The sequence below is a fragment of the Syntrophorhabdaceae bacterium genome (assembly GCA_028713955.1).
In the GTDB taxonomy this organism is placed as follows: Bacteria; Desulfobacterota; Syntrophorhabdia; order Syntrophorhabdales; family Syntrophorhabdaceae; genus UBA5609.
Window position 1 is genome coordinate 26996 of sequence record JAQTNJ010000007.1, and the last position, 12853, is coordinate 39848.

A 12853-nucleotide genomic window follows, 5' to 3' on the forward strand; every position below is an offset into this window, starting at 1 on the left:
ATTGCACGTACAACCGACTGACACTAGGAACGTGCGATATCTTCGGGATTGAGATAAGCCCTTTTATCCTATGCAGAGCCTTCAGGTTCCCAGAGCAGTCCCATACGGAAGCACGAAAAAAGTGGCCCTTGCTCAATGATCTGAAACCGGGGGTTGTGTATGGGATTGATAATTCTGCTGTTTTGGCAGGAAATCCAGAACCAATATATGAAATAATTAAACGATGAAATGTTATTAATAGTACAAATTATTAATAAAAGGGAGGGTAAATGAGTATATACGATAAAACAAAAGAAGTTTGGGAAAATAATGAGAGGAAGTTTGAAAATGATATGGAGAGGTGGTTATCGCAAATTTATAAGAGTAAACAATTGGTAAGATCAAAAAGGGCAAAATTCCATGAATGGAACCCTCTTAGGGTTTATATTTCGGTGTCAAAAACAAAACCGATAGAATTTTCGATTAGGTTTTGTGGACAAGAGGTTGCTGTATTAAGAGTAAAAAGGGATGAAGCATCCTTAAAAATTAATCAAAATAAGGAAAAAACAAACAAGAGAGATTTTAAGTGCCTAACAAAAGCCGGCGAGTATCCCTGGGTTGGCAATGATGCAAAGGAATTTAGAGAACACTTTAAGAAACTATCTTCCGATGAGTGCAAACCAAGAGTCCCGGAACACCGAGTTGAGTCCAGCATAATAAAAGAAATGTCAAAAAAATCATCAAAAAAGTTTTCTGGCAAGCTTTCAAAAATTCAACCTGTTTTATTAGAAAAGATGCCATTTCAGTTTCCGCTGCCAATTTCTGCAAGTAGTGGCGACCCAACAGCAACAAGGGGTAATATTGATATTCTTGCAAGACGAATAGGGGAGGATAACAGATTACGCATTTCTGTATGGGAACTTAAAAAACCTCATGTATTAGCGCATGTTGTCGAGCAGGTATACATATATGCAGTTGTGCTGGATTTTATGTTACGTTCTAAACTTGGCCCTGAATGGTTCAAACTAATTTTTTCTGAGACGAGAGAAATCCCTACTAACTTAGAGTTCGAAGCGGTTGTTGTTGTCTCTATAGCAGAAAATCAAAAACAAAAGTTTGAAGATAAGATTAGAAACTTTATTAAATCTGAACCAATCAAAATAGGCAAAGATTCAATAAAATATTTTGTCGCTTATTATGATGATAAAACCTTTCAGATAAATCAATTTAAAGCAATATCAAGAAATGAAACTTAAGATCCACCGTGGCACACACGAAATAGGTGGTTCCTGCGTTGAGATAAAAGATTCCGGCACGCGGATTGTCATCGATATCGGAATGCCCCTTGTTACACGAGAAAAAGAGAAGTTTGAGATGAAGGCATTCAGGGATTTATCAGGTCCTGAACTTGTTGAGAGGAAGGTCCTTCCTGACATCAAGGGTTTGTACGAATGGGATACCGTCAGCAGACCTATCGATGGACTTCTCATTTCCCACGCACATGCAGACCATTACGGCTTTATGGATTACATGCGGGATGATATACGATGCTTCCTCAGCGAAGGGACACACCAAATAATTGAGTTAAACAAGAGCTTCTTTGGAAGGGGCAAGCCGATAAAGAATCCTATCATTCTTGAGAGTGGAAAACCTGCACGCATCAAAACCTTCATGGTTATACCTTACCTGATGGATCATTCTGCCTTTGACGCCCTAGCATTTCTTATCGAAAGCAAAGACCGCAGGATTATCTATTCGGGTGATTTCAGGGAGCATGGGAGAAAAGGAAAAGCATTCAAATGGTTTTTGGAAAATGCTCCAAGGGAGGTTGACGCCCTTTTACTGGAAGGAACCATGGTGGGGCAGGTTGACCGGAACATGAAAACGGAACCTGAACTCGAAGAAGAGCTGATCGAACATATCGTGGAAAACAATGCAATGACCCTCGTATTCCAGTCATCACAGAACATCGACAGGATCGTGACATGTTTCAAGGCAGCACGTAGAACAGGACACCTGTTTGTTGTTGACCTCTATACTGCACATGTCCTTCGTACCCTCAAGAACACCTCGAGATCCCCCAGAATCCCTTATCCATCTCACAATTTCCCCGAGTTAAAAGTCTTTTTTCCAAAGCGACTGTGTGATCTTCTCGCACGCACGGGTAAGAAAGAATTGATGTACGTATTTAAGGACTACAAGATAGAACGAAGCGAGATCGCCGAGAATCCGCAAAAGGTTGTCATGCTGGTAAGGCCTTCTATGCTCGGAGACTTGAAACGACTGCAAGGGATCCAGGGTGCGACAGTAATATACTCCCAGTGGCAGGGCTATTTTGATGAAACACCCATGAAAAAGATGATGGATTTTCTCAAAAGCCAGGACGTGAACATCATCCAGCTCCACACAAGTGGCCACGCAGGCATGATGACGCTCAAGAAAGTTGTTGATACCATTAGACCGGAGACGATCATTCCCATTCACACATTTTTCCCTGAACATTACAAGAAATTTGCTGCCAATGTGCTCAATGTCGAAGACGGACAGGAGATCTCCATATAGGTTCGCATGGAATAGTTTTGAATGGCATTGAGGAGGTGCTATGAATATCACCGAAGTCGGGGAAAGGTTATTTCAAACCCTGAAATCAAACAACTGGAACACAAACATATACGATGAGGATTATCCGGCACATGACGAAATATATGCATATAAAAAGAATGATGGTCCACTCGGTATCTTTAACCATCTTGAGATATTTCTGTTCGAGCTTGATAACAACCCCAGCAATGTAGAGATCAGGCTCATGTTTTTTGCAGATCCACGACTGGTAGATAAGACAAAAAGGGTCCTCGGGAAAAAGGTAAAGGAGAATGATTTTTTCGCATTCAAAGACTTTTGTACGAGGTTTTTTGCATGTGCAGGCGTCAGGGCATCGCAACAGGAGATGGAGAGTTCCCCACGTTACCACCGTTCTGTTCGTTTCGAAGATGAGGATCTAATCCCTGCCTATGTCGTAGAGACAGTATACTGGAAAGAGCCTGAGATCTCTGCACGGGAAGTCAGAGAAAACTACGGATTGCCGGGAAACGCCAATTGTGCCAATTGTGCTCACTACAAGCATACATGGGATTGTCTTGTGCTGGGAGGGGTTGGTTGCGAACCGTGGATGCATGATAATCTGAATAATGCCGAATGGCTTGATGACATTGTATGTGTGCATTGGGCTCTGCGGCCCCCTTTGGATGGATCTGTATACGAGATCGAGGATGGAAAGGTTGTAACGTATACAGGGGCAAGTGTCGAACGAGAATAGCACATCGAATCACAAATTTCATGGGAGAAGCTACGACATCAGATAATAATACAGTAACATGTTGGACATTTTTCACCAGAACAATACCAATGTTGTTCCGATCCCAATGATACAGAGATAATGGAAAGAAACGAAGGAACAATATGACGGTGTCACAGCGATCCCATACCATCCATGTCCCTTACGATCTCGATCTCAATGAGGATTTTCAGCGCGCCCTCACCGTCATGAACGGCAACGCCCGGTGCGTTTTTATCACCGGCAGGGCAGGGACGGGTAAATCGACGCTCCTTACTTATTTTGTGCAAAATATCTTGAAGAAGGTCGTTGTCCTTGCGTCGACCGGTATTGCCGCCTTACGGGTACGGGGGCAGACAATCCATTCCTTCTTCGGCTTCCCGCCCCGGATCGTTACCGGCGACGATATCAGAGCAATGAGGAATCGAGAGCTATACGAAGCCCTCGACACCGTGATCATCGACGAAGTTTCCATGGTGAGAGCGGACCTGATGGACGGCATAGATCAATTCCTCCGCATAAACCGCAACGAGAGACGCAGTCCCTTCGGCGGCGTGCAGGTGATATTCTTTGGAGATCTTTTCCAATTGCCGCCGGTAATATCCGGTGACGACGAAGGACAGTATCTCAGTTTTCGCTATGCGAGCCCTTATTTTTTTGATGCCCATGTGTTTTCCCAGGTTAAGATGGAGGTCATCGAACTCGGTAAGGTATACCGTCAGAAAAACCGCCGGTTCATCACCATGCTCAACACGATCCGCGAAGGTCGTGCAGACAATGCCCTGATCGCAAAGATCAACGAACGGCACGGTCTACCATCTCAGTCGGAGCCAAACCTGGTCACTCTGACGACCACCAATGACAGGGCATTAACGATAAATAATGCAAAACTAGCAGAACTTCCCCATAACGAATTCAATTTTTACGGAGTTCCGGAAGGGAAATATCTCCAGGGACAGAAAGAATTTCCTGCCGACCTTGTCCTGAGATTAAAGAAAGATGCACAGGTGCTTTTCGTGAAGAACGACATGAAGAAAAGATGGGTCAACGGAGATATCGGCACTGTTGTCACGGTCGATTACAACATGATCGAGGTCGGAATTAACCGCAATAATCGTGTCACGGTTTACCCCGTGGAGAAGGAGACGTGGGAGGTGATCCGTTACCGATTCGACTATGAGACCGGCAACATCATCGCAGATGTGGTGGGCACTTTTACGCAGTACCCCTTGAAACTGGCTTGGGCCATAACAATTCATAAGAGCCAGGGAGCAACATTTGACAGGGTCCATATTGACCTTGGGAGAGGCGCCTTCGCTCACGGTCAGGCATACGTGGCCCTAAGCCGCTGCAGGTCTTTGAAAGGCATCACACTGGAGAGGCTGTTGAGACTGTCGGACATACGGGTGGACGGGAGGATTGTCCATTTTTTCAAAAAAACATTGCTATAAAATAAGAAGACTAATAAGATTTATTATAAAACTTGTCATATGAACAAGGTATTAACCAGAATGGAACAGATAGCTTATAAAGAAGTAGCCGAAACTTTGCTGGCCGAAATTTATCATAAATATTCGATAAAAAATAATTCTTATCAAGAGTCAGTAAAATATTTATTTGAAGCATTGAAGCCAAAAATAAAGGAATATGAAAAGAATAGAGAAGAAAAAAGATTGAGATTGTCTTGCGATTTTAATGTATTTGAATTTTTGAAGTATAATGAAAATGATTTTTCTAATATTATCGCCGATATGCTCAGTCCCACAGGGACACACGGTCAAAAAGAAGTTTTTTTAGATAAATTTTTACAGCTTATTGAGGAAAAAACAGGTAAGTGCATAAAAAATAATTTCAGTTTCTTAAGAAAGATTCAGAGAGAAGAAAGCACTGAAGAATATAGACGAATAGATATTTATATTGAATTTTTAGACGGATTTATATTGGCAATTGAAAATAAGATTGGAACAGCAGTAGATCAGCCTAATCAAGTAGCAGACTATATAAATGAGATTGAGAATCGAAGTTGTCCAGATTATTTGTTCATATATTTAACTCCTGATGGAAATAATCCAGATAAAAATTCAATCTGTGAGAAATGTAGAGAAGAATTGAGAAAACAAGGACATTTTATAACCATGTCCTACAGAGAGGATATTAGAGAATGGCTTGACAGTTGCATAGATTGCTGTAAGTCGGAGAAATATAAATATTTCTTAAGAGATATGAAAAGCTTAAATTGTTTCATAGGAGGGGGCATGGATACAGAAAAGACCGATATACTGAAAAGCGTGATTAAAAAGCCAGAAAGATATAAAATCGCAATTGACATTTATGAAAACTATGACAATATCATGCAGCCACTAAGAGATACATTTTTTAACACAATCAAGCAAAGAATATATGAAAGATTCATGCTTGATGAAAAGAATTGGATTTTTGTTTATAACCATAGGAATGACAAAAATTGTTTTCTATTTAAAGATTTTTGGAGGCCTCATAAATCCGGGATTGGGCTCTACTCTTTTTGCCTGTGGGACAATGATGGTTCAGGGCTGGTTAGAGATAATTATGACCCCCAACAATTGGTCAATGAAGAACAACCGATAATAAGTATAATCAAGGATTTGAAGGGGATGCATAAATACCCAAGAGATGACTATTGGTGGCTGCTTCTAAAGCAACCCAATCCTTTTCATTGGATTCCAGAAAATTATAGAAAAATACTCCACACGGAATCAGAATATTTCACGGAATCAGAATATTTCAAAACACTTGTTGATGATTGTGTAATTCGGTTGGAGGATTTATTATCTCTTATGAAAAAAACGAATCTTGAAGAAGCAATTGATGAAGCGGCTAAACTTAGAAAAGATAATGACAAAATAGGACAATTGAACTCACCGTAATAAATATCGCAATTGAACTTGTTGAGACTTAACAGTGACGAAGGCAACCTAGATTCAGTGGAGAACAGGAAGTCGCCGCCAATTCGCACTTCAAGGATAAAGCCTTAAATTGGTCTGTATTTAAATTAGTACAATATTAAATCTTCCAAGTGTCACAAAGATAACGTAAAATATTTTTCGCACAATTGAGCCATGGCGACCTCGAATCTGGTAATGTAAAGCATCACCATCACAAAAGCCAGAAGGAAGTACACCATGACCCAAAAACAGTGTAGCACAAAAGGAAGCAAAATAATCCAGATCAATGAGGAGCAGGTAAAGGAGCATCTGGGAGAGATCGTCAGGGGAACGGTACAGGAGACATTGAACGCGCTCCTGGATGAAGAAGCGGCACGTCTGTGCAGTGCACGCAGGTATGAGCGGACAGAAGGACGGAAAGACAGGAGGGCGGGACACTACACCCGCACACTTCAGACCAAGGCAGGGGAAGTGGACATCAGGATGCCGAAGCTAAGAACATTGCCCTTTGAGACAGCGATCATTGAGCGGTACCGAAGGAGAGAGTCCTCCGTGGAAGAGGCACTCGTTGAGATGTACCTGGCAGGGGTATCGGTCCGAAGGGTGGAGGACATCACCGAGGCCCTTTGGGGCAGCAAGGTGAGTCCCGGCACCATCTCCCATCTCAACGCCAGGATATACACCACCATTGAGGACTGGAGAAAAAGACCGATCGGGGGCAGCCACCCCTATGTCTACCTCGACGGGATCTTGCTGAAGAGGAGTTGGGGAGGAGAGGTAAAGAACGTATCGGTATTAGTGGCGATCGGGGTCAGTAAGGAAGGCTACCGGGAGATCCTGGGAGTAGCCGAGGGAGCAAAGGAAGACAAGGAGAGCTGGACCTCCTTTTTACGGTATCTGAAGGCAAGAGGGCTCAAAGGAGTGGAGCTTGTCATCTCCGATAAATGTCTCGGTCTTGTCGAGAGCTTGGGGGAGTGCTATCCTGACGCCTCATGGCAGCGATGCATCGTCCACTTCTACCGGAACGTATTCACCATGGTCCCCAGAGGGAAGGTACGGGAAGTGGCCGTCATGCTGAAGGCGATCCACGCCCAGGAGGATGCAAAGGAGGCACAGGAAAAAGCGGCGGCAGTGGTGAAGAAGCTTCAGGGCATGAAGCTTGGCAGGGCGGCGGATATGGTAAATGAAGGGATCAAAGAGACACTCTCCTACTATGGGTTCCCCCGGGAGCACTGGAGGAAGATCAGGACGAACAATCCCCTTGAGCGGATCATGAAGGAGATCAGGCGGCGCACACGGGTCGTCGGATCCTTCCCTGACGGCAACTCGGCGCTCATGCTTGTGGCGGCCCGCTTACGTCATATCGCAGGGACGAAATGGGGGATGAACCAATACCTGAAGATGGACCAGCTTGAGGAGGAGGCAGCAGAGGCAACACGATAAAGCGTAACCACCATGAGATGAGGTTGCTATGAAAAGTGCGAAAGATTCTTGACACTATCGTCACAAAAGTGTCATAGAAAATATCCAAATGGACCATAACGGGTAGAAAATAACGTAACGGATAGAATAGTGTAAACCCTTGGTAATAAAAGGTTTATGTAAAAAACATAGGCAGGAGGCCCATCTGTTAAAAAGTGCCCTTTTTTAGCTCATAACCCGAAGGTCACTGGTTCAAATCCGGTCCCCGCAACCAACAACGACGCGGGTTTTGGGGTTTCCTCAAAACCCGTTTTTATGCCCGGTGTCACTGGCACCCCTCCCTCCTTTCCTTCCATAACCGGATCAAGGAAACCATTGGGGTCACCTATGAAAAAGAACGTCAAGCACAAAGACGTGCACAATGCCTAAAATCCATTAGTTCGTGCTATACTTATAATAGAAGACATAAATTCATCGAAAGGAGGCCGCTATGTTCTTTATGAATATCTGTACGTGGGCGCCGGAAGACGAAAGGGAAGTTGAGAAGAGAAGGGCAAAATGGAAATGGCCGAAAGGCGTCAAAGTGATTTGTGAGTTTTTTGATCTCCAGGGGTGCAGGGTAATCAATGTCGTGGATACCGACGAGAAAGGGCTTATTCAGAGCAGGGCTGCATGGGTAGATATCATGATATTTGAGACATTTCCCGTGTACCCCTTTGGTGAAAGCAAGGCTCTCTCGAAGAAGAAGTAGTGGGATACGGGAGGGACGCTTATTAACTTGTCGGGCTTCACGGCAGTCCCTGGGAAGAATGTCTAAATCATTCGAGATAATAGAACAGCGGGGGACAACCGGATTGTATATACTGGTTCTCGTCCTGTTGATTGGCCCGTTTTACCTGAACGATTTTGCGAATATCTTTATTAAAGACTGGCGTTTGTGGCTGTTTGCAGACTATGTGTGCGTGAAACTTGCTCCTGTCGTGATCACGCTGTCGTTGATCCGCAGCAGGAAAATGCTGCCGGCAGAGTTTGGGCTCACGACCCAGAGTTTGCCGTCATTTCTCCTTGTCTTTCTGATTGCGGCACTTGTTGGCACGGTTATAGATCAAAATGGGTATCAGTTGATGACAACACTTCCGGGCTACTCGTCTCTTGGCGGCATGCCGGTCATCAGGAGCAATGCCTGGAATTGGATTGACCTGACGTTGGGGCTGCTTCTGGTAGGGATAGTTGAGGAACTCGTTTTTCGCGGTTACATGTATACATTTCTCAGCAGGTTCACGGAGAGTTCGTCTGCAATCGTGGCAATTTCCTCTGTCGCTTTTGGTCTCGCCCACTGGAGCCTGGGTCTGCACGCCGTCCTGATCACTTCGATTATCGGTGCCGTGTTTATGATTGTGTACCTGAAAACACGTGCGCTGCCCCCTATCATGTTAGCGCATTTTGTGATCAACTTCATCGATTTCTCCGGAGTTGTGACAAAATCAATATTCAAATTTGTTTAAGAGGGACACGAAAAAGCGCCGGTTCGTTGTGTATAGAGTCCTATCAATAAATTTATTGAAAAAAATGCCTTATTACAGGAGAATGTACATGGGAAGGGGGAATGATTCAGAAGAGAGTAAAATCAACCGGTATCTCAGAGAAAGTAGTCAGGCTCCTTGAGATCTACTCGATCATAGCACAAAAGAAATTTCCGTCAGTAGGGTACCTCGCGGAACGCTACCGCGTATCCGAGAGGAGCATCTATCGTTACCTCTCCATGATAGGCAGCATTGATCTCATAGGGTATGACAGGGATAGGGAAGGCTACACGTTCATAAACGGCGACCGCCTCAAAAAGCTTATCCTGTCCGATGAAGAACTTATTACGCTCCTGACAGCAGGCGAGGCCGTGTCACATCTCGGGACTACCTTCCAGGAAAGCTTCAAAAGGCTTATCGAACGAATGTTCCTGGTCACGGAGAAAACAGCCAGAAAAGGCAAACTACCCATTATCGTCAAGGTTCCCGATATGGTGCAGGGTGATAAGATCGGTGATTCACTCAAGATCATCTCAAGCTGTATCAGCGAAAGACACCCTGTCCAGATCACGTACAGGGCACACCGTTCAAAGGATATTACCGACAGGAGAGTAGACCCTTACGGTATGGTTTTTTACGAGGGGGTATGGCTCCTTATAGGCTACTGCCACCTGCGGAAAGAGATCAGGAGCTTTGCCCTCGACAGGATCATAAAATGCAGCGAGCAGGATTACTGCTTTATCCCCCGCGTGGATTTTGACCTTGAGGAATATCTTTCCCATAGCTGGGGTGTTATTGACGGCGAAGAGGTGACAGTCGTCGTCAGGTTCAAACAGGATGTCACTGATTATATTGTCAGGAAAGAGAAGTGGCACCCTTCAGAGAAGCGGAAGATACTTCCTGATGGCGGTGTCGAGCTCACATTCACCGTTGCAGGTATCTATGAGATAAAGAAATGGATCTATTCCTGGCTCCCGAATATTGAAGTCATAAAGCCCAAATGGTTCAGGAAAGAGATCCATAAGGAACTCACGCAGGCAACCAAGGACCACAACCAAAACCCGTAACTCCTAATCCGCAACGATTTATTTTAGTCCCTTTTCCCCACTGACATACTGCTGTCATTGACGAGTCCTATACTGTTTCCGAAAGGGGGAACACATGGTGGAAAATGATGAAACTGACCATGGGGAGAAGGTTTTGTGTGACATGAGCTTCATCATCGACGCAGGGTAGCACTCTTCAAGCCTTTCCAACAACTGTAAGACGTAAAAGCCCGGGAGGGGCGAGTAAAAAAGGAGGGTATCATATGGAAACAACCGTAACAAACTACCTGGCAAACCTGGAGCTGCAGGGGATTCAGCAGTTTAAAAATATGGCGGTCTTCCCGGTCTCTATTCCGATGGACGGAAGTCCGCAGTATTTAACACTTAAAGAAGCGCTTGAGAGGAGGCTCCTTGTTATTACCGAAATAAGCCACGGCGGCACGGTGCCTGAACTGATGGCAGCGAACAACGCGGATATCCCCGTCCTTCTCCTCGACGGCGAGGAACTCTCGGGGGCAAAGCAGAACAGGGTCCTCAATACGACGATCCTTCTCAAGGAACATTCGGAAACAATCATCCCTGTGAGCTGTACCGAGCAGGGGAGGTGGTCCTACACATCCCATGAATTCGCGGACTCGGGGATCATAATGGCACAGAAGATCAGGAGAGAGAAGGCGAGAACGGTTACAGATAATCTTAAGTCCGCTCCCCGCGCCTACCGGGCAAATCAGGGACAGGTCTGGGATGATATCGCGAGGATGGAGGTAGATGCCGGTGTCCGTTCGTCTACCGGCGCAATGAAGGATGTCTTCCAGGAAAAAGAAGATGATATGGGCGAATATATGAAGGCATTTCCGCATGTACCCGGCCAAAGAGGGCTGATCGTGTTTGTCAACGGAAGGGTTGCCGGATTCGATATGGTATCCCTCGAATCGGCATATGCCGTACTGCATACGAAACTCATCAAGAGCTATGCCATGGATGCCTACCTGGAGCGGAGGAAGGCTGAAGGAAATTACAAGCCATCCGTAGGAGACGCAAAGGCCTTTCTCGGTGCTGTCCAGGCCTGTAAGGAGGAGCGCTACGAATCCCTGGGGCATGGTTGGGATTACCGCTATGAAGGGCAGTCAATAGTCGGTTCAGCGTTGGTATTCAGCGAGAAGGTTATTCACATGGCGTTCTTCAGTATTGTCGATAGTGAGAGGATAGGCAACATGTCAGGGTTCAGGAGACGGAGAGGATACCGGACGCATTAAAGGGGTGATACCATGAAAAGAAGTATGTTTTTAATCTTATGTGTTTTGTTCTTTGGGGTCGTTGTCTGTGAATTACAAGCCCCGGAGATCACCGAAGCAGATATGAATGGGTACCATTACCATGTCAGGCAGGATGGCAGTATCTGTGACAGCAACGGGGTGATCAGGGGTTGGGTGCTTGGCAACAGGATCTACGATAACCAGTGGGGCCTGATGTACGAGATGAAAGATGGCAAGGTAAAGAAAGTAACGGATGACATGGCGGGATGAGGGAAGGCAATGCGGAACGGATACATATTATTTGGCTACCTCGCAGCGCTCCTGACGACCTTCTCGGGTATTCCCCAGATCATCCGTGTCGTGAAGCTAAAGGAGTCCAGGGACATATCCCTGTGGACCGCGTCCTTGCTGTCCGCAGGGGTCCTCTTCTGGCTCATCCACGGTCTCATAATACGGGATGTGCCGCTGACCATATCGAGCGGGCTATCGCTCCTCTTCTCAACGATAACGATTTGTGTCATACTGAAATACAGGTGATGGAGGCAGGGATTGCAAAAGACCATCGATGAAGAGGGCATGACGATCGAGCCCCGGGCTATTGTTGCCAATGACGATATCTTTGCATTAATGAAGCCTGATCGGGGAATAACAATATATGGTTGCAAGAAGGAGCGCCAATGTTTGATAAAAATAAAGTATCAGGTGGTTTGTGGGGTGCGATTGCGGGGGACGCTCTCGGTGTACCCGTAGAATTCCATGGAAGGGAGGAGCGGAAGAAGGACCCTGTGATGGATATGCGGGGATTCGGGACCTTCGATCAGCCGCCCGGTACCTGGTCGGATGACAGCTCCCTTATTCTCTGCACAGTAGAAAGCCTTCTTGATGGATTTAACGCAGCCCGCATGGGAGAGTTCTTTATCCGCTGGCTGAAAGATGGATACTGGACGCCTAACGGTATTGCCTTCGATATAGGAAATTCAACGTTGAGCTCGATCCAGCGGATGATCAATGGCACAGCCCCTGAGGTGGCAGGCGGTGACAGCGAGCACGACAATGGGAACGGATCCCTGATGCGTATCCTGCCAATCGCCATCTATTTCGCGAGATCCACTCCTCCCAGGATCATCGATCAAGCACACAAGGCATCGGCCCTCACCCATCGTCATTACATCGCCCAGGCAGCATGTGCCTTCTACTGCATCATGGTCAAGGCATTACTGCAAGGAGCAACTCTTCGCGGGGCATATGAATTAACGGCATACGTAGTGCAAAGCTATTACGAAAGGCTGCCGTTCCGCGGCCAGTTGTCTTCTCATTTCTCCCGGCTCTTCTCCGGCAATATAGACAATCTTCCGGAAGACGAGATAGA

Annotated in this window: 13 protein-coding genes; all 13 read left to right on the forward strand. The window is 45.7% G+C overall.

Translation table 11 applies throughout. The features are described 5' to 3' along the window. Nucleotides 1-269 precede the first annotated feature (269 nt). A complete protein-coding gene (locus PHU49_01455; GenBank protein ID MDD5242658.1) occupies nucleotides 270-1235 on the forward strand; it encodes a hypothetical protein in 966 nt (321 codons plus the stop codon). Beyond that, nucleotides 1225-2541, forward strand: coding sequence for an MBL fold metallo-hydrolase (locus PHU49_01460; protein MDD5242659.1), 1317 nt, complete (start codon nucleotides 1225-1227; stop codon nucleotides 2539-2541). Before PHU49_01455 ends, PHU49_01460 begins: the two co-directional genes overlap by 11 nt. 40 nt (nucleotides 2542-2581) lie before the next feature. Continuing rightward, nucleotides 2582-3295, forward strand: a complete 714-nt coding sequence (locus PHU49_01465) for a hypothetical protein (protein ID MDD5242660.1) — start codon at nucleotides 2582-2584, stop codon at nucleotides 3293-3295. Nucleotides 3296-3438: 143 nt separating this feature from the next. Further along, complete coding sequence (locus PHU49_01470; protein MDD5242661.1) at nucleotides 3439-4764, forward strand: DEAD/DEAH box helicase; 1326 nt, start codon at nucleotides 3439-3441, stop codon at nucleotides 4762-4764. A 60-nt stretch (nucleotides 4765-4824) separates the two neighbouring features. After that, nucleotides 4825-6219: a PD-(D/E)XK nuclease family protein gene (locus PHU49_01475; protein ID MDD5242662.1), complete on the forward strand. Its 1395-nt coding sequence runs from the start codon at nucleotides 4825-4827 to the stop codon at nucleotides 6217-6219. Nucleotides 6220-6474: 255 nt separating this feature from the next. Next, on the forward strand, nucleotides 6475-7680 hold the full coding sequence (locus tag PHU49_01480; GenBank protein MDD5242663.1) for an IS256 family transposase: 1206 nt from the start codon (nucleotides 6475-6477) through the stop codon (nucleotides 7678-7680). A gap of 469 nt (nucleotides 7681-8149) precedes the next feature. Further along, nucleotides 8150-8410 (forward strand): hypothetical protein, encoded by a 261-nt coding sequence (locus PHU49_01485; GenBank protein ID MDD5242664.1) that lies wholly within the window; start codon nucleotides 8150-8152, stop codon nucleotides 8408-8410. 58 nt (nucleotides 8411-8468) lie between these two features. Beyond that, nucleotides 8469-9164 carry a CPBP family intramembrane metalloprotease gene (locus PHU49_01490; protein MDD5242665.1) on the forward strand — a complete coding sequence of 232 codons (696 nt, stop codon included), beginning with the start codon at nucleotides 8469-8471 and terminating at the stop codon, nucleotides 9162-9164. A 101-nt stretch (nucleotides 9165-9265) separates the two neighbouring features. Beyond that, nucleotides 9266-10249 (forward strand): WYL domain-containing protein, encoded by a 984-nt coding sequence (locus tag PHU49_01495; protein MDD5242666.1) that lies wholly within the window; start codon nucleotides 9266-9268, stop codon nucleotides 10247-10249. A 242-nt stretch (nucleotides 10250-10491) separates the two neighbouring features. Continuing rightward, nucleotides 10492-11484 (forward strand): hypothetical protein, encoded by a 993-nt coding sequence (locus PHU49_01500; GenBank protein MDD5242667.1) that lies wholly within the window; start codon nucleotides 10492-10494, stop codon nucleotides 11482-11484. Between the two features lie 12 nt (nucleotides 11485-11496). Beyond that, nucleotides 11497-11754, forward strand: a complete 258-nt coding sequence (locus PHU49_01505; GenBank protein MDD5242668.1) for a hypothetical protein — start codon at nucleotides 11497-11499, stop codon at nucleotides 11752-11754. Nucleotides 11755-11763: 9 nt separating this feature from the next. Then, the gene (locus tag PHU49_01510) at nucleotides 11764-12021 is read left to right on the forward strand and encodes a SemiSWEET family transporter (protein ID MDD5242669.1); all 258 of its coding nucleotides are present in this window, start codon (nucleotides 11764-11766) and stop codon (nucleotides 12019-12021) included. Nucleotides 12022-12161: 140 nt separating this feature from the next. Further along, on the forward strand, nucleotides 12162-12853 hold a 692-nt coding region (locus tag PHU49_01515; GenBank protein ID MDD5242670.1), incomplete at its 3' end, for an ADP-ribosylglycohydrolase family protein.

Bases quoted from the DNA above. Each gene is read 5' to 3' on its own strand.
- PHU49_01465 (MDD5242660.1), top strand. From the start codon at position 2,582: ATGAATATCACCGAAGTCGGGGAAAGGTTATTTCAAACCCTGAAATCA.
- PHU49_01500 (MDD5242667.1), top strand. From the start codon at position 10,492: ATGGAAACAACCGTAACAAACTACCTGGCAAACCTGGAGCTGCAGGGG.
- PHU49_01460 (MDD5242659.1), top strand. From the start codon at position 1,225: ATGAAACTTAAGATCCACCGTGGCACACACGAAATAGGTGGTTCCTGC.
- PHU49_01490 (MDD5242665.1), top strand. From the start codon at position 8,469: ATGTCTAAATCATTCGAGATAATAGAACAGCGGGGGACAACCGGATTG.
- PHU49_01480 (MDD5242663.1), top strand. From the start codon at position 6,475: ATGACCCAAAAACAGTGTAGCACAAAAGGAAGCAAAATAATCCAGATC.
- PHU49_01475 (MDD5242662.1), top strand. From the start codon at position 4,825: ATGGAACAGATAGCTTATAAAGAAGTAGCCGAAACTTTGCTGGCCGAA.
- PHU49_01505 (MDD5242668.1), top strand. From the start codon at position 11,497: ATGAAAAGAAGTATGTTTTTAATCTTATGTGTTTTGTTCTTTGGGGTC.
- PHU49_01495 (MDD5242666.1), top strand. From the start codon at position 9,266: ATGATTCAGAAGAGAGTAAAATCAACCGGTATCTCAGAGAAAGTAGTC.
- PHU49_01510 (MDD5242669.1), top strand. From the start codon at position 11,764: ATGCGGAACGGATACATATTATTTGGCTACCTCGCAGCGCTCCTGACG.
- PHU49_01470 (MDD5242661.1), top strand. From the start codon at position 3,439: ATGACGGTGTCACAGCGATCCCATACCATCCATGTCCCTTACGATCTC.
- PHU49_01485 (MDD5242664.1), top strand. From the start codon at position 8,150: ATGTTCTTTATGAATATCTGTACGTGGGCGCCGGAAGACGAAAGGGAA.
- PHU49_01455 (MDD5242658.1), top strand. From the start codon at position 270: ATGAGTATATACGATAAAACAAAAGAAGTTTGGGAAAATAATGAGAGG.